This is a genomic window from Peribacillus sp. YIM B13477, assembly GCF_042787955.1.
Classification (GTDB): Bacteria; Bacillota; Bacilli; order Bacillales; family DSM-1321; genus Peribacillus; species Peribacillus frigoritolerans.
Window position 1 is genome coordinate 285,797 of sequence record NZ_JBHZPD010000003.1, and the last position, 16,665, is coordinate 302,461.

General features: G+C 41.0%; 20 protein-coding genes and 1 riboswitch. Of the genes, 5 read left to right on the top strand and 15 right to left on the bottom strand.

Features of this window, described 5'->3' with window-relative positions; all coding sequences use genetic code 11:
- The first annotated feature begins 126 nt into the window (after positions 1–126).
- The gene (locus tag ACFX4H_RS13075; protein WP_063590195.1) at positions 127–387 is read left to right on the top strand and encodes a hypothetical protein; all 261 of its coding nucleotides are present in this window, start codon (positions 127–129) and stop codon (positions 385–387) included.
- A gap of 192 nt (positions 388–579) precedes the next feature.
- Here the strand turns inward: ACFX4H_RS13075 and ACFX4H_RS13080 are convergent, their stop codons facing one another.
- The 6 genes from ACFX4H_RS13080 to ACFX4H_RS13105 all read right to left on the bottom strand — a co-directional run bounded on the left by ACFX4H_RS13080 (position 580) and on the right by ACFX4H_RS13105 (position 5,562).
- Positions 580–852 carry an excalibur calcium-binding domain-containing protein gene (locus ACFX4H_RS13080; protein WP_377435643.1) on the bottom strand — a complete coding sequence of 91 codons (273 nt, stop codon included), beginning with the start codon at positions 850–852 and terminating at the stop codon, positions 580–582.
- 153 nt (positions 853–1,005) lie between these two features.
- On the bottom strand, positions 1,006–1,563 hold the full coding sequence (locus ACFX4H_RS13085; protein ID WP_377435537.1) for a competence protein ComK: 558 nt from the start codon (positions 1,561–1,563) through the stop codon (positions 1,006–1,008).
- 154 nt (positions 1,564–1,717) lie between these two features.
- Positions 1,718–2,749 (bottom strand): DNA sulfur modification protein DndB, encoded by a 1,032-nt coding sequence (locus ACFX4H_RS13090; RefSeq protein WP_377435539.1) that lies wholly within the window; start codon positions 2,747–2,749, stop codon positions 1,718–1,720.
- A complete protein-coding gene (locus ACFX4H_RS13095; RefSeq protein WP_377435541.1) occupies positions 2,736–3,842 on the bottom strand; it encodes a DNA sulfur modification protein DndB in 1,107 nt (368 codons plus the stop codon). Before ACFX4H_RS13095 ends, ACFX4H_RS13090 begins: the two co-directional genes overlap by 14 nt.
- 314 nt (positions 3,843–4,156) lie before the next feature.
- On the bottom strand, positions 4,157–4,468 hold the full coding sequence (locus ACFX4H_RS13100) for a protealysin inhibitor emfourin (RefSeq protein ID WP_063590190.1): 312 nt from the start codon (positions 4,466–4,468) through the stop codon (positions 4,157–4,159).
- Between the two features lie 32 nt (positions 4,469–4,500).
- A complete protein-coding gene (locus ACFX4H_RS13105; protein WP_328131157.1) occupies positions 4,501–5,562 on the bottom strand; it encodes a M4 family metallopeptidase in 1,062 nt (353 codons plus the stop codon).
- A gap of 215 nt (positions 5,563–5,777) precedes the next feature.
- On the opposite strand from ACFX4H_RS13105, the gene ACFX4H_RS13110 reads away from it, so the two are divergent.
- Both ACFX4H_RS13110 and ACFX4H_RS13115 read left to right on the top strand, forming a co-directional pair.
- The gene (locus tag ACFX4H_RS13110) at positions 5,778–6,386 is read left to right on the top strand and encodes a hypothetical protein (protein WP_377435543.1); all 609 of its coding nucleotides are present in this window, start codon (positions 5,778–5,780) and stop codon (positions 6,384–6,386) included.
- A 433-nt stretch (positions 6,387–6,819) separates the two neighbouring features.
- Entirely contained in the window at positions 6,820–6,996 is a 177-nt protein-coding gene (locus ACFX4H_RS13115; protein ID WP_156404343.1) for a hypothetical protein, read from the top strand.
- A 228-nt stretch (positions 6,997–7,224) separates the two neighbouring features.
- Here ACFX4H_RS13115 and ACFX4H_RS13120 read toward each other — a convergent pair whose 3' ends face one another.
- Positions 7,225–8,424: a phosphoglycerate dehydrogenase gene (locus tag ACFX4H_RS13120; protein ID WP_034304108.1), complete on the bottom strand. Its 1,200-nt coding sequence runs from the start codon at positions 8,422–8,424 to the stop codon at positions 7,225–7,227.
- 106 nt (positions 8,425–8,530) lie between these two features.
- Positions 8,531–8,609: riboswitch (ZMP/ZTP riboswitch) on the bottom strand.
- A 204-nt stretch (positions 8,610–8,813) separates the two neighbouring features.
- Positions 8,814–9,185, bottom strand: a complete 372-nt coding sequence (locus ACFX4H_RS13125) for an ATP-dependent metallopeptidase FtsH/Yme1/Tma family protein (protein ID WP_377435644.1) — start codon at positions 9,183–9,185, stop codon at positions 8,814–8,816.
- 65 nt (positions 9,186–9,250) lie between these two features.
- Between ACFX4H_RS13125 and ACFX4H_RS13130 the strand changes: the two genes are divergently transcribed.
- Positions 9,251–9,766 (top strand): GNAT family N-acetyltransferase, encoded by a 516-nt coding sequence (locus tag ACFX4H_RS13130; protein WP_249597188.1) that lies wholly within the window; start codon positions 9,251–9,253, stop codon positions 9,764–9,766.
- 63 nt (positions 9,767–9,829) lie between these two features.
- Here the strand turns inward: ACFX4H_RS13130 and ACFX4H_RS13135 are convergent, their stop codons facing one another.
- The 4 genes from ACFX4H_RS13135 to ACFX4H_RS13150 form a co-directional block, all read right to left on the bottom strand.
- Entirely contained in the window at positions 9,830–10,246 is a 417-nt protein-coding gene (locus tag ACFX4H_RS13135; protein ID WP_098187495.1) for a VOC family protein, read from the bottom strand.
- A 109-nt stretch (positions 10,247–10,355) separates the two neighbouring features.
- On the bottom strand, positions 10,356–10,847 hold the full coding sequence (locus ACFX4H_RS13140) for a PTS sugar transporter subunit IIA (RefSeq protein WP_249597187.1): 492 nt from the start codon (positions 10,845–10,847) through the stop codon (positions 10,356–10,358).
- Between the two features lie 91 nt (positions 10,848–10,938).
- Positions 10,939–11,328, bottom strand: a complete 390-nt coding sequence (locus ACFX4H_RS13145) for an iron chaperone (protein ID WP_377435645.1) — start codon at positions 11,326–11,328, stop codon at positions 10,939–10,941.
- A gap of 94 nt (positions 11,329–11,422) precedes the next feature.
- A complete protein-coding gene (locus tag ACFX4H_RS13150; protein ID WP_377435545.1) occupies positions 11,423–12,067 on the bottom strand; it encodes an alpha/beta hydrolase in 645 nt (214 codons plus the stop codon).
- Between the two features lie 199 nt (positions 12,068–12,266).
- Here ACFX4H_RS13150 and blaOXA point away from each other — a divergent pair, with 199 nt between their 5' ends.
- Positions 12,267–13,058, top strand: a complete 792-nt coding sequence (gene blaOXA, locus ACFX4H_RS13155) for a class D beta-lactamase (RefSeq protein WP_377435547.1) — start codon at positions 12,267–12,269, stop codon at positions 13,056–13,058.
- A gap of 147 nt (positions 13,059–13,205) precedes the next feature.
- Here the strand turns inward: blaOXA and ACFX4H_RS13160 are convergent, their stop codons facing one another.
- The 3 genes from ACFX4H_RS13160 to ACFX4H_RS13170 all read right to left on the bottom strand — a co-directional run bounded on the left by ACFX4H_RS13160 (position 13,206) and on the right by ACFX4H_RS13170 (position 16,645).
- Positions 13,206–14,963 carry a SulP family inorganic anion transporter gene (locus tag ACFX4H_RS13160; protein WP_377435548.1) on the bottom strand — a complete coding sequence of 586 codons (1,758 nt, stop codon included), beginning with the start codon at positions 14,961–14,963 and terminating at the stop codon, positions 13,206–13,208.
- Between the two features lie 16 nt (positions 14,964–14,979).
- Complete coding sequence (locus ACFX4H_RS13165; protein ID WP_034304115.1) at positions 14,980–15,573, bottom strand: beta-class carbonic anhydrase; 594 nt, start codon at positions 15,571–15,573, stop codon at positions 14,980–14,982.
- A gap of 337 nt (positions 15,574–15,910) precedes the next feature.
- Complete coding sequence (locus ACFX4H_RS13170; RefSeq protein ID WP_377435549.1) at positions 15,911–16,645, bottom strand: PepSY domain-containing protein; 735 nt, start codon at positions 16,643–16,645, stop codon at positions 15,911–15,913.
- Between the last annotated feature and the right edge of the window lie 20 nt (positions 16,646–16,665).

Here is a 16,665-nt window from a genome sequence, read left to right on the forward strand (position 1 = left end):
TTTTAAAAAAACATAAAAAAGAACATTCGTACTTGTTGATCATTCAAGAGAAATTGGCGTTGCTGCAAATAAATAAAGGATAGATTAATGCCATCAGCGGATAATATAAGCGAAGGAGTGAAATATATGCCACAAGATAATAACAATGATCCAAATAATACTGCCGGGAACCTTGATGCTCGCAGAGACCCTAATAATGATAGTTTGAACCCTGGGTATCAAAGAGAAGAACGCCCTATGCCTAATGGTAATATCCCAACAACAGAGGGTGTCGCAAATGTTAAAGAACGTTTTCCTTCGGACCATGAAAGACTTATGAGCAGAATCAATCTTGGGGATGCACTTATAAATCGGGAAAATACACATTTTGGACGGTTTGAAAGATAACCCACGAGAAAAAAGCTAAAAACCTGTGTAGGCTTTAGCTTCCGTTTTTTTAGTTTTGTACAAAAATGAACGGTCCTCTTCAGGCACTTGCTTTCCGCAGGAGTCTCTCAACCCGCTCCAATCAATAAGGAACACGTTTTACCTACAAAAATTCAAAGAGACCTTCCTATAAAAAGTCTCTTTGAATAATCCTTACTTTTCACAAGCGATAAAGTCTTTGTCGCGATCGCTTTTTTTATTGGCATCATAAAGCGCCTTTGAAACGTGAGGCTTGTATTTCGTTTTTCCTCCTTTATTTTTAACGGAAGAAGTACGGGCTACGCCTCCTTTGTAGTCTTTATTCAATGCTGGACAGTTTTTATAAGTCTTCACTTTTGTTTTGGCACTGGCAACGTCATTTGCGCCAAACGAGAGACCTAAAACTAGTCCAAAAGATAGTAAAATAGCAAATATTCGTTTCGAAATACGCACTCCATTTCCTAAACATTAACTTTTTACTAATCATAATGTATCATTCCATTTTTTACAATAACTATTTTTCTTGATTTAAATAATACCCGCTCTCACTTAATCCACTCCTAAGAAAAGACCGCCAATTCAGCGGTCCCATAGATTATATTATTCCTTTCCTTTCACCCTGTAATGGACCTCCCCAGGTTCTTTGCAAAAGGTGATTCCGCTTCCCGGTTCGTAATAAAAGGTCTTTTTACCCAATGAGCGTTCATGGAAGGTCGTATGCAGATAGGCTGCTTGATCCCTTTTGAAGGCGAGTTGATTTTTGCTTAAGTTTACTGGTAAGCAATGACCGTAGTTTGTGTGGACCAGTGTTTCCTTTTCGTTCATTTCCTCTAAGTCACGAATGTGGATGTAGGAAAACCAGACTCCTCCTCTTTTCCGGAATGAGCGGGAGGAGAACCAGACCATCCCCAGTTGGGCGTTTATGCAGACGGGCAGTCTGTATTTACCGCCCAGTACGGATTTGGCTGCTGCTAGTCCGCCATCCAGATCCAATCCAAAGTGGTTTAACGTGTTATTCAGGATTTCCTGGCGCGGTTGCCTAACATGGAAAGTGCTGTCTCCCTCCACTACCGTAGTCATCTCGACACCATTGGCGTCGTATCGCTCCATCATTCCTACCGTTTTCATATTCAATAAATAGTTTTTTCGTATCATCATTCCATTCACTCCCCATTTCACTATTCCTTTTTATGGAGTATACTGGACATAGAGGCAGGTATACTCCTGCTCGCAAGCCCTTAGGTGATTGTCTGACCGGACGTCCTCACCTAGGGGTTTTTCACTTTTTCATTTCACATTTCCCCTCACCTCCTCAACAACTATATAGCCAGCGTACTAGCTCTTCGATATTGTTTTTATCTTTGCTTAGGTGAAATAATGGCGGCTGCCCTTTGTATGTTCCTTTAAACTCTTTCCAAATGGGATTATCAGGGCTCCAGTCCACTTCTTTCAATTTTGACATTCTCGCGGCAATCAGCTGTTGTCTTTGTTCGATTGGCTGGTTTTCCATTTTGTCATTGACATAAAGGGCAACGGCAATGAAAAGCGGGTAACTGGCAAGCATGCATTTTGTGTAATCACCCATCTGTCCTGCCGGGTATATGTCGAATAGTTCATTAAGATAGAGATGAATGAGTGTGATGTATTCACTGTTCGAAAGCGGACTTTGTGATACTTTCTCTTCGATGTTTACGTGTGCCTTCCCAGTCATGAAGATGCCGATGATCTGCCTCAATTGCGATAGCGATAAGAGGTTTTTATTGGCTGGACGATTGATGGAACGCTTTTCAAGTTCGACACCGGCTGATTTTAGCGATTGATGGGTATGGAGCACCTGATTGGTAATGACGTTGAGGTTGTTTCGCGAGTCGAATGATATCCGTTTGGAAAGGGCCACTTTCTTGCCTTTTAGATTGAGATCCAGGTAGAGCTGGGATTCTTCCGCTCTCGTTAGCCCTTCAAATACTTGGATCGCAATCGAGCTGTCCTTCATGAGTGAATCCAGTTCGTATGCTAGTTTCACCTTTTCTTCACCTTTCTTTAACGCTTTAAGGATACTGTCCTCCAATTGCGCGAAAGCCGCTATTCGTTGTGTTCCGTCGATGATCGAAAGTTCGATAGAATCTCCATTAGGGGCTGCTCCTTCCCTGCTGCTGGCAACAAGCGGCGGCAGGTAGATATTTTTCGTTAACGCATTGTCCAAAAGATAGTTTTTGATCGATCGGACCCGCAGCTGGTTGATTTCCCTCGTGGCGATCTGACCGTTGCGATACATATGGACCAGCTCGATGATGGAGCAGGAAACCATCGTCCTTCTTTTCCGGTCCAATTCACCTAGAATCATGCAGCCATCCTCCTTCTTGTTCTATTTTTCGTTTGAACGCGAGAGCCGTTTTCTGGATGGCGTTTGTAGTCGAATGGTTTTTGACTCTTTTTTTCAAGGGGTCGTAAATGTGTGAATAAAGGGTATCATCATGCTTCCAAGTACAGGCTTCCTTCAAATGGAGCATATGATTTATTGCTTCTTCATAGGGGATTTCATGATGTTTACGGAGTTGGTGGATCGTTTGGGCAAGAGCTATTTGAATGCCGGAATACCCTGATGTGAATGTAGTCCGGTCTGTCATCTTCTTCGGAAAGATTTCCAGCCATGACTCGAAAAACGCGGTCGCGGTGTTGATGATTTCGGCTTTGGTCATATCACCATAATTGGCTTTACCCGTTTTCGCGGTGACGTTTCCTTCAAATAAAGCAATAAGGCAGCGCCTCATGATCGTCAGCGTAGTCAGCGCCGTACATCTCACGGTGATCCTCGAAAGGGTGGCCTCTATCTCCATCTTACTTTCTAATATCCTGGCAATGTTCCGTGTTAGTTCTGCATATTCATCGCGCTGGTCATACTTCATCACCAAGCCGTTATGCGGCTCTTTTCGCTTCGTATTAATATCATTGAATAGCTGTCTTTCTTCATGCGTTTCCAGATTTAAATAGATTTGAATCGTGACCGGATAGGTTTTCAACTTATCAATTTGGTTTTGGAGCTTTGCCGCTTCGGGAAAGTTTCCGATTTCTTCTTCCGTTTCCTTCCGTGCCCTTAGGTGACTGATGGCTGAAATGAGGGCGTAAGTCCTATGCTGACCGTCAAGTATGTATATTTTACTTCCTGGTGGCAGTTCCCCGCCCACGGGCACTTCTTGGATCGCTCCCCTGCTCGAGAAGATGAATGGGGAAAAGTAAAAGTCCCCTTCCGATACAGAATCGATGATGAACTCCCTGATTTCAGTCCTTCGATTGAGATCAAGCTTTCTTTGAACCGCCTCATCGACTTCGAATATCGCCTCCAATGTCGAGAATTGAATCTGCGAGATTAATATTCTTTTCCCGAATTGGGTAAGGCTGTTTCCGGCTATCGTCACTTTCATTTCTTGATATGTCATTCACTTCACCTCTCTGCGACCATTATCCTATTTTATGCTTTTTTTGTAAAACCGCTCTTGTATTACCTCTTTCAAAATTGGTTCCCTTTTGTGACTGCTTTACCTGTTTGATTGGCTAACTCTTTACAAAATCTCATCAAAGGGCTATACTCTTTAATTTCCGTTTCAAATTTGCTACTGCAGATTTCTATTTTGTGTCCATTTAGAGAACAAACAGCCAAAATCCAGATAAAAGTGAAACGAAATGACATTTTTGTGAAGTTTTACGACTCGTCAAAAAAAGTCTATCAGAATGATAGACTTTTTTGACGTAGTTATTCTGCCAGCTTTATTTCAATTGCTAAATTCCGTAAATAATCCAATAAGGGCCGGACTTCCTCTGGAGCTGTTGTGTCTGTGAATGAGAAAGACTGCTTCTTCTTTTCATCGGCTATATCCAGCTGGTATGAAAACGAGTCGAACCCTTGCGTTTTTACCATTTTACTTTGGGCAGCATTATGAAGGTCAGCATGTTTCATTAAGTTCTGCAATTCCTCATACTTCTCTTTCGGCAATTCATCCGTATCTATCCCGAAATTCAAGTCGAGGTTGGCAAATCCCCCTATGCAGCTAAATTTGATATGCATGGTAGATGAAGCCTCCTATTCATGGATTATTTCTACTCAGGCAGTCCAACCGCTTTAAAAGCATTTTCAATTGTCTTGATGGCTGTTTTCGTAACATCGCCGCTATCAACAAGTTTTTGCGCTGCCTTGATGACGATTTGCACGAATTGATTGAAATTCGCCGTCGCAAATAAATTCTGCATCGCATTGAACCAAATCAAGGCCGCTTTGTCCGTTCCAATTTCCATGGATACTAGGTAAAAGGCCTTGTTTGGTATGCCGCTATTGATATGGACACCATGATTATCACGTTCTCCCTTATAGAAGTTCTTCATATGATCAGGCTGAATATCCTTACCCATTAACTTATTGTCAAATGCCGTACCTGGTGCCTTCATCGAACGGAGTGCCTGCCCTTTCAGTGTCGGTCCCATTATATCAGCACCGATCAGCCAATCGGCATCTCCTGCAGTTTGCTTTAAGTGAAATTGTTTTATGGCAACTCCAAACACATCTGAAAGATGTTCGTTCAATGCCCCGGACTGACCTTCATACTCCAATCCACTTGTGAACTGCGTAACCCCATGTGTCAATTCATGTCCAATTACATCGAGTGAATTGGCAAAATTGCTAAAGATGACCCCATCGCCGTCACCAAATACCATTTCATCTCCGTCCCAATAAGCATTCGTGAACTTATTGCCATAATGAACGTTCAGAATGAGATCAAGACCTTGGTTATCAATTGAATTACGGTGCAAAACATCCTTGAAATAATCACGCACAACTCCGCTATAATCATATGCAGCGTTAACAATGGGATCTGCACTTGATCGGTCTCCTTCTTTCCTAGCCTCATTCTCCCGGAGTTTCGTTCCTCCCTTGCAATCGTAAACATGACGGGCAGATTCACCTTGACGTTCAGATCCTGCATCCGTCAGTGCGACAACACCGTCAATATCGTATTCTTTCAATATTCTGCGCCTGCGCATTTGACGGCTTTTCGCTAAACTGATCCGTGCTTCCTCCACTTCATTTTGTGCCAAATTCTCAAGAATATAGTTAGGTACGATGAAACACTGACACTTCAATTTGGAACAACCTTTTTTATGCATATGCGTCACTCCTTCATGTTTTTTTACGATCTATTATCATATCGTTTATCAAACCGCTCTCATGCTCAATAGCTGTTTATCTGATCCGTTCACATTTGCTGCTCATCCTATCTTCAACACATTTCTATAGACTACTTTCGCCGCAAGTACCTCATTTCCCTCCATTCCTTCCTCTGATCCGTTCAATCCTTTTTTCCGGCAACTGGTAACTCATCATGCAATTTCAGGCAGGGGATGTAAGAGTTCACCTTTCTTTATTAAATTATTCTGCTCGTGCTGCATATACTGCTTTAAACAAGGAATCTTCCTCGGAACATAAACGACCTTTAAGGGAGGGCATAGCATCGGTAACTTCACAGGGAACTGCTTCGGTTAGCTTTCCATTCCCATCTGTATGGGGTATCCACTCTTCAATAGCTGGCAGAACGATAATTTGGGGCACATTTTCCATTCATTCCATTATAGATAATAGGGTGGTTGGTACGGTTAATTTTTGCGGCAGACCCATTCCGATTAATGGATTTTGGAATGAAAACACCAAACAAATCGCATTTGATTCACCTTATGCCACATTCTCTGGCAACTTAACCATAATCGATGATCAACAGAGCAGAATTCGGCATTTCATTCTTCAAGGACGTTTTCTTATGAAACCTCCCTCTCTGCAAGCAGGTGAGTCTGGATCGTGGATTGCCACTACAGATATAGCTCTGAATCAATTTCCTGTTAGCAATGCGTATACCGGGCAATTGCCTCCTGTTGGAGCTTTTTTAACATCTTATTTCCTTCATCAGCACCAGAATTTTTTGGGAAGAACAATATAGGGTCATCCTTTTTTTGTAGACAGGGTGTTTAAGATAGGGAATCGTCTCTGGATTAGGGGCGATTCTTTTACTTAGATTCGCTGAAGTGAACGTAGGCAAGGAGGCATACAAGTGATCCCATTATTCAGGTTCGCAGCACGTTGCTTCCCTGCGTTCAGTTGATCGCATTGCTTCCCCGTTTTGGTACCGTTTTGCCTATATATGAGATGGTTATTTTGGCTGATAACTTATAAATCCGTTAACTTAAAATGAGTACAGATGGAATATAGATTGACAGCATTTTATCTGTACTTCATACTATTGTATTAATAGAAGTGACAGAATATTTGGTTAATTAGGAGGGTGAAGCTATGAAATTAGCAGATGTTCTAGCAGAAAAGGGTTTTCAAGTGGCTCAAGTATTAATATTTGAGGATAACTGGGGGTATGACATGTGACTAAGCACAGAATCCTTTTAAGCATTCCCATTTTGCTATATGGAATGTACATATTTGTTGTCATTCAAAGTGATAAAGATGTTCCACTTTATTTGCATCTCCTATTCGCAATCTACTTGATGTTTTTTGTACATTATGAAGATAACACAGAAGGAAAGCATGACGGATTTTGAGAATTTCGATGCTAAGCAATCCGTGATGGAAGACATTTTGACTTCAACTGAAAGTATCAAGCTGCCCGCAGGCTGAGTCCGTTGTAATCCCTAGGTTGTTAACACATGAGCCAGTTTAGTATGACCACCCCAATATTTATTCCAAAATCATTAATAAAGCCTAAAAAAGCCTCAACTCACTAAAGGAATTGAGGCTTTCACTATTTATCAGCTTTATTTTGGTTCCAATTAGATGATACGAGTTGTAACGATGCCTTCGATTTGTTTGATTTGATCTTCCAAGGCAGGAATGATATCGCCGTTTACTTCACCATCAATGTCGATGATCGTATATGCATATCCCCCACGGCTTCTGTTAACCATGTCAGCGATGTTCAAATTAAAGCTTGATACAGCCAGCGTGATTTGCCCAACCATGTTCGGAACGTTTTCGTGGAAAGTTGCCACACGACGGTTTCCTGTAAAAGGAAGGGAAGTATTCGGGAAATTCACAGAGTTCTTGATGTTCCCTGTTTCTAAAAAGTTCTTCAACTGACGAGCTGCCATGATGGCGCAGTTTTCCTCTGATTCTAGCGTAGAGGCACCAAGATGCGGAATTGGAACGACATTTTTCATTTTCAACACGTTTTCATTCGGGAAGTCAGTAATGAACTTGCCTACTTTTCCGCTTTCAAGTGCAGCTTGCATATCATTTTCATTCACTAGCTCGCCGCGTGAGAAATTCAAGATATGTACGCCCGGCTTCATGATGCTGAATGTTTCTTGGTTAAACATTCCTTTTGTGTCGTCAGTTAATGGAACGTGTACTGTAATATAATCAGATTCTGCAAACAATTCTTCAATTGTCATGGCGCGCTGTACATTGCGGGATAAGTTCCAAGCTGTATCAACAGAGATGAACGGGTCAAAGCCAATGACATCCATGTCCAAATCAAGCGCGTCATTCGCTACAAGTGCACCGATTGCTCCTAAACCGATTACGCCAAGAGTTTTTCCCTTGATTTCTTTACCAACGAATTGTTTCTTTCCTGCTTCGACAAGCTTCGGAATTTGTTCCCCTTCGCCTTCAAGCGTCTTTGTCCAAGCCACACCGGCAAAAAGGTTACGAGATGAAGCCATTAATGTCGTCAGCACCATTTCTTTTACAGCGTTTGCGTTAGCCCCAGGTGTATTGAAAACGACAATTCCTTGCTCAGTGCATTTGTCGACCGGAATATTATTGACGCCAGCCCCTGCCCTTGCGATTGCTTTTAACTGATCGCCGAATTCCATAGTATGCATATTAAAGCTGCGAAGAACGATCGCATCAGGGTTTTCACTATCATTGTCGACTTTAAAATCGCCTTTATTGAAAACATTCAGCCCGCTTTCGGCAATATTATTTAACGCTTTGATCGTTTTGACTTTTTCTAAAAGTATTGTGCTCATTTTGTTAGCTCCTCTTTTGATTATGATGTTTTTGAAATTTCAAAATATTGACTTTAAACCTTTACTATCTGTTAATATACAGAAAGAGGCAAGGGATAAAATCCCTTACCTCTGCCCAGGCGAACGGCTACGACACTATGTGTTCCCTCACGGTTATCCGTGTTTCGCCAGTTGCACATAGTCTTTTTCATTTATTTTATTCTATCAAACTATTCAGCAATCTTCAATACCATTTTAAAGGTTTATCTCTTTTTTTGCAGAAGCCATAACTCAATAGAAATATCGACGAAACTTGCAGTTTTATCTCCGAAAATGGGAATATATCGTCGAAAACTATCTTTTTATTATAACTCTAAATAGTAATAAGACTAAAAACAGGAAGGAAATGATCATGAACGGAATGGTCGTTGTAAACAGGGTGACCCATCCGCTTGCCTCATTGTATGGTGTAAACTCCATTTTTTTATATCATGTTCCTCTGCAGCATTATTCATTCTATCTAGCGAAGTTTCACTATTTGGGACAGACACGACAAAGTATTGATCCTTTTCATACCCTGCCAGCCGACCGCTTATTTCAATCACACTTTTTCGCTGCTCCACCTCTATAAATGTCACTTTTCCATCCGCTAAATTTGTAAAAAATTCATCGTCAGTTAATTTCTCAGTCGGTTCTTCGTCATTATTAAAAACCAGCAAAACCCCCAAGATAACCAAGAAGCTTTTTAAATAAAATATTTTACTACGGAAAATCTGTTTCAGTTGCTAATTGGATAATATTAGTAAAAAATAAGAAGTGTAGCAAACTTAAAAAAGGAGGAACCACTATGCTAATAAGAGAGGCGACGTTGGCTGATGCGGAAGGGATAGCGAAAGTCCATGTGGATTGCTGGCGGACCACTTATAAAGATATAATGCCGAGTGAATTTTTAGATGAACTTTCTTATGAGAAAAGGAAAGACATATGGATAAAGAATATAACTAGTAATGGAAATCATGTTTATGTCGCAGAAAATAACGAAGGAAAAATAGTAGGATTTATATGCGGAGGGAAAAGGGAGACGAATCAAGTTGAGGATTCGGGCGATTTAACTGCGATATATATCCTCGAAAATTCACAAAGAATGGGAATAGGTAAGAAACTCATCAAAGAATTATTCTTTAAATTCGAAGAACTGGGATTCAAGACAATTTTCGTAGAGGTGCTTGAAGATAATAAATCTCGATACTTCTATGAGGCATTTGGTGCTGAATTGCTTAAAACCGAAAAAATCAAAATTGCTGGTGCTGAATTGAACCTATTGGTTTATGAGTGGAAAGACATTAGCCCCGTATTGTTATGAATGAAATTCAGCTAAGATTGCTAAAAAAGGCACAGTCCTTCGTGAAGGATTGTGCCTTGCTTTTTATTCTTGATTAAATCCGCTTTCGTCCATGTAAAATACTTCCCAAGAATGCCCGTCGATATCCAGAAAACTCCAACCGTACATGAAACCATGATCAATGGCTTCATTGAAAGGCTTTCCGCCAACATCCAGTGCCCTATTCACGATCTCATCGACTTCTTCCTTGCTTTTAACGGACAGGGCGACGATGGTTTCCGTACTCGCTGCAGAATCAGGGATTTCCTTCTTGGTAAACGTTTTAAAGTATTCTTCCACCAACAACATGACATATATGGACTCACTTATAACCATGCATGTCGCATTTTCATTGGTCATTTGCTCGTTAAACTCAAAACCGACCTTAGTGAAAAATTCTACTGAGGCATCCAAATCTTTAACAGGCAAGTTTACAAAAATCTTTTCTGCTTGAATTCCCATCCAATTCACCCTCGCTTGATTTTATTTGTTCACTCACCTACTATTCGCTGCAATTTTCGATTTTCCTGCTTACAGCCTAAAAGGAGAGATCAGCATGGAACCTTTCTTTTCATTTCAAATAAACACTCATGATCTCCGTATCGTTAATAGTTGCTTGGGTATTATTTGTTTTTTCCAGTTTTTCAACCAGCTCGCCATTCGTGACAACGATCGGAGTAACGATACTTGGAGCGTTGGATTTTAGAAAATCGATATCAAATGTCACAAGCTTGTCTCCTGCTTTTACCCTTTGCCCTTCTGCGACATGGACTTCAAATCCCTCGCCTTTAAGGCTAACTGTTTCCAATCCAATATGAATCAACAATTCTATGCCATTCTTTGTACGGAGGCCTAGAGCATGTTTAGTATGAAAAACCTGGATCACTTCTGCATCGATTGGAGATACGACCAACCCTTCCTCAGGAAGAATCGCTATTCCGTCCCCCATCATTTTCCCGGAAAACACCGGATCCGGAACATCTTCTATTTTTATTACTTGTCCGTTTATAGGAGCAAGCAGTTGTTCCACACTTTCTTTTTTACTGAATAATTTTTTGAACATATTATTTCCACCTTTCTCTCTCGGTCCTTAAATCCTGGCAGCTCATACTCTCATATATTAAGCATTTTGTGAATTCTGATAATAATCGATGTTATTTTTTCTTTTGAGATTTGCCTACTGCTTTTTTCTTTTTGTTCGCTTCCACTCTAAATATAACCATCTCGGTTATTAATTCATAAGGAATTGGCTTGTTTAGTGGAAACTGAACGGCCCCTTTTGAACATTTATATTCAGATAAGGCAGATTCAAACGCAGAGATCGCGCTTGGAGTTGGATAGAATCCTATATGTTTTTTATAGGCAGCGAAATGTACTAGATTTCCATATAAAACAAAGGTAGGCATTTGATAACTTATCTTCTCTTCTGCATCCGGTGCTGCATCCTTTATGACTTTTCTTAACGTTTTTAATATCTCCTGAACTCCCTCGGGAAATTGTATGATATATTCATCAATTGAATGAAATGTATTGGTTCCCACCATCATTTCCCCTTTCAGAACCCCAAACTACAATACTCTTATTATAACATTCTCCACCCGCTAACCCCCGGATTGAACCCTTTTGTATTTCGCTAGCCTATTTTTTTAAAAACTCTTCCATTCTATTCATTACACCTTCCAGCACGATGATCGTCCTTGAAGTATCGAAAGGTTCAATATCCAACGAATGATTTGCATGCGGGATTTTATTCATGCTTATGTTCGGTTTATTTTCAATCGCTTGAATTTTATCTGGAATATAATGATGATCTTTTTCACCAATAACTATATGTGCTGAATGATTGCAGCTCAATACCCCATCAAAAATCGAATCGAACTTCAATAGCGGCGTCAGCAAAATCATTTTGGCATTCGTAAACCGCTCACTTTTCATGATTCCGTTGATGATGGGGATGGTGCCAAGTGATTTGCCTAGAAACACAGTTCCTTGATATTCATGATTTTGAAGCACTTCCGTAATGACGGGATTGATATCATTAACGATCACTTTTGTGATATCCACCAATGGATGCTTGAATATATCCTGGTCGTAGGCGTAATGAATATGCACGACATCATACTGATTTTGAAGCATGATCATCGTCGAATAATAGAATAGCGGCTTCTCATACGTGTACCCCGCACCCGAAAACATAAAACAAACGGCCGGACTTCCGGTTTCAATATGTGTGTATGTAATTTCTTTTTCATTACTATTTATTTTTCTTTGGTTAACCTCCATGATAGATTCCTCCCATTCCATCGTTTGCTCTATATATTCATTAGCTACCCGCTGCATTCCTCCTTGATCGATACTATCTAGATGGAATCCAAGAATAGGGTTTCGTTTTTCATCAGGAATAGGTATACTTTAGCTACCAACCTATTTTATGGAAATTATTTGATGATCGATCAATCCATGCCTTAAAGGAGAGTGTGTAATGAAAATCAAAACGTTATGTTTCATTCTTGTCCTGCTAGTCACTGGTTCCATGGGCACGATTCATGCAAGTGCTAACGATCAAAAGGTGAAAGAACTGGATATCAGGGATTCCTTCGATGGTGCGGAAGGCACGATGGTACTCCAAAACTTAAAAAATGATAAGGTATTTATCTATAATAATCAGAGAAGTAAAGTTCGCTACACACCAGAATCGACATTCAAAGTGGCGAATGCATTAATCGGTTTACAGACAAAAGCGGTGAGCGATGAATATGAAGTGAAGCGCTGGGATGGCGTAATCAGGGAATTTGAAGATTGGAACAGAGATCATACGCTTGCTTCAGCCATGAGGCATTCCGTGATTTGGTATTATCAAGCAATGGCCCGCGATATCGGGGCGGAAAACATGCAGCAGTATGTGAACCTGCTCGATTACGGCAATCGTGATATCTCCGGCGGAATCGATCAGTTCTGGCTGGACAGCAGCATAAAGATTTCTGCCCGGGAACAAGTCCAATTCATGGAAAACCTTGTAGAGGAAAAGCTGCCTATCGATAAGCAGCATATGAGAACCGTAAAGAGAATCATGATCAATGAAGAAGCGGACTCATATGTCCTCCATGGAAAAACTGGTACACGCCTTTCTGATATGGGATTGGGCTGGTATGTGGGGTACATCGAAACGGACAAAGGAAAATGGGCCTTCGCAACGAACATGGACGGCAGCGGAAGCAAAGCCAAAACGATTACGCTTGGAGCCCTGAAAGAGTTGGATATCATAGAAGAATAAACGTTCACGCATGCTCTTAATTAGGGCATGCGTTTTGTATTGTCTTAAAGAAATCTGATAAACCGTGGGTAATAGGCGGCACAGACTTTAAAATCAAAGAAAAAGGACATCCGCCAAAAGCAGATGCCTTTTTCTTCTTGACGGGAGTCAAGTTAACCCTATCTCCCGTTTTCTGCTTTGTTTTAATAACGCAGGCTTTTGAACTTGCTGTGAGAGTGCGGTACATTCAGCAAATGAAAACTGTTTACACCCTTTACAACGGTTCTCATCCAGTTTGGATAAAGCTTTATTGATGGCATCACCCGTACTGGAAAAGAACTGTTCCTCACCTACCAGTTCAATAAATCCGGTTTTTCTCAGCACTTCTTTAGGTTCCTGTTGAATTCCTGAAATCAGCACTTGTAGGTTATGAAACTTGAATTGCTTCACGATGTCGGTTAGCAGTGCTTCCCCCGATGTATCGATAAATGACACATTGCTCATTCTTAATAGGAGGACTTTTGGTTTTGATCGCATTATTTCCTCGATTTCTTCTTGCAGCCTTTCGATTGTGCCAAAGAATAAAGGTCCTTCTATCGTATAAATGTTAATCTGCGGGCAGCTTGAACCTTGTTGCACCATTTCTGGTTTAACTAGTTTATCAGCTGGATCTGGTAATACCTTTGATAATTTCAATGTACTGCTCATCAGTTTAACGAACGATAGAATGGCTAATAGTAACCCGATCCCGACGCCTGTTGTCAGGTCAATCACTACGGTTAACACGAAGGTAACGAGCAATACGACCGAGTCCATGGTTTTGGCTTTTAAAATATGCGAAAATTCTTTGCGTTCGCTCATGTTCCATGCGACAAACATAAGAATCGGGGCCATGCTGGCCAAAGGAATGGCAGAAGCATAAGGCGCCAAACTGACTAACACCAGCAATACCACCAACCCATGAATCACGCCTGATATGGGGGAGACTGCACCGTTTTTAATATTCGTCGCAGTACGGGCGATGGCACCTGTAGCCGGAATGCCTCCAAATAAAGGCGTAATCATATTGGTCAATCCTTGTCCCATCAGCTCTTTATTGCTGTTATGTTTACTATTGGTCATGCCGTCTGCCACTACAGCGGATAAGAGTGATTCAATACCTCCAAGCATGGCGATGACCAAGGCAGCCGGAAGGAGTTCAATCACCAGACCACCAGTGATATGGGGAAACTGAAAATGGGGCAATGTATTAGGAATGGCGCCATATGCCGATCCTATGGTCGCTACCTGACCTGGAAAGAATAAGCTGGCGACAAGAGTTGATACAATCAATCCCAGCAATGCTCCAGGGATTTTCGGTAAATATTTTGGAGTTAATATGACGAGAGTCAGACTTATGCTAGCTACCAGTACACTATAGATATTCACTGTATTGAAGTTCACTAAGATTTCTTTCATATTTAAAAGAAAGACCTCTTCTTTTTTTAAGTTACTGAGTCCAAAGAAATTGGCAATCTGCCCCGAGAAGATGATCACGGCAATTCCAGCTGTAAAGCCGATGGTAACTGGACGCGGAATAAACTTGATGAATCTTCCCAGTTTGAAGACACCTAAAAGAAAAATCATGATACCTGCCAGGAAACCGGCGATTAACAGTTTTTCATATCCGAACTGCATGACCACCCCTAACAAGACCGGGACAAAGGCTCCAGTCGGGCCTGCAATTTGATATTTCGATCCGCCAAAAAGGGAGACCATGATTCCTGCAATAATCGATGTGTACAGTCCGTATTCCGGCCTTACTCCAGAAGCAATGGCAAAAGCCATCGCTAAAGGAATCGCTACTATCCCAACTACCACCCCGGCAACCAGGTCTTTCTGAAAATGGCCTAAGTTATATCCTTCAAACCTGCTAGAACCCTTCATTTTATCGCTCCTTCTTTTATTGAATATGCATTTCTTCCTTGCTGACAATATTGCTATATCCATCTATGATTCGATCCAGTTTACCCGTTTCGGGATGGATGACCATACCGTGGACGGCAATGGAATCCGGTAATAATGGATGGTTTTTGATCAAATGGACACTATTCCTTACACTCTCCTCAACGCATTGAAAGCCTGTCAGCCACTTTGATAAATCAATACCAGAGTTTGTAAGGAGATCAATTTGCTCCTGGCTGATTTTCTTCTCCTTTGCGGCATCAAGCAGTGAAGAGGATTGAAGCCCCACCATACCGCATCCGTGATGTCCGATCACACACACTTCCTCCACTTTCAGCTCATAAATGGCGACAAGGATACTGCGCATAATGCTGCCAAATGGATGAGAAACAATGGCTCCGGCGTTTTTAATGATTTTCGCATCTCCATTTCTTAACCCCATCGCCTTTGGAAGCAATTCCAACAGCCGGGTATCCATGCACGTTATGATGACGATCTTTTTATCTGGATACTTTGTCGTTTGAAACCTTTCATATTTGTTTTGATCGACAAACGTCTTGTTGTAATCCAGAATGCTAGAAATAACTGACATTACTGATTCCCCTTTCTCTTTGCAAAACTTTGTTAAGGTGTAGAAATATGATGGAGTGTTTTATGTACAATAATCCAGATGCCTTTCATCCACTCGCTTCTTTGGCTCTGTTTTATCATTTGGTGCTTTATTCCATGTTAGAGATAGTTAATTAGAGTTAAATGATAGAAGGATTAGAAATTGGTGAGAATTATTACAGTTCCTTCTCTTTTTTTTTGCATTTTCCTTACTCACCAAAGCCAAAAAGGGTGATGCATATTAGACAGCTAATAGCATCACCCTTTTTTTGCTTTATTCAATTTACGTCTTGATAAGTAAACCCTTATGAGCCACTATTTTATTCAGGGCCATCATTATCGTTCTCTTCGTCATCTTCCCATGTGATTGTTTTTACTTCCTGCGTGTAGCCGTCCACTTGAACGACTGCGTCTCGATCGTCCTCCAATTCAACTTCGACCAAATAATAAGGTGTCTGATCTAGAGGTTGATAAAATTCTGTATCGTCACCTGTTCCTTTTACATGTTTTTCGGCAATCGCAATTGCTTCGCTTTCTGTAATGATACTATCTGCCACCAGTGTCGAGTCAATTATAGCTCCTGTATATGGATCGAGTATCAAGGTGATTTTTTCGTTATTCTTATTTACCACTGCTTTATAAAAGGAGTTGTCTTTCTCCTGTACAAAATCAATTTGTTCCAGGTCACCTTGTGAGGAAATACGCGTCTTTATTTCGTTTTGGGTCAGTTGCTTTTGAGGTATTTTTTCCGTAGTCGCTTCAGCTGTATGACCTATTGTTTCTTTTTTTATAGAACGGACTTCCCCGCTTTTCGCATCCATCCTAATTTGATAGACCCCGGTTTCAAGCTGCATTTCAATCTGATATTCTTCACCTTCACTTTTCGTTGTCTTCATAATGGTTCCAGGAAATTTATCCTTTGCTGTCTGGTTCACTTCTTCTTTCGTCAAACTTTCCGCGGATAATGATGGAGCCCACCATTGAAATCCGACGAAAGATAGCAGACCAAAAACGAGAGTCGATCCGGCTGTTATCAGCACTTTTCTATTCTTCATCGTATCCCCCATCCAACATC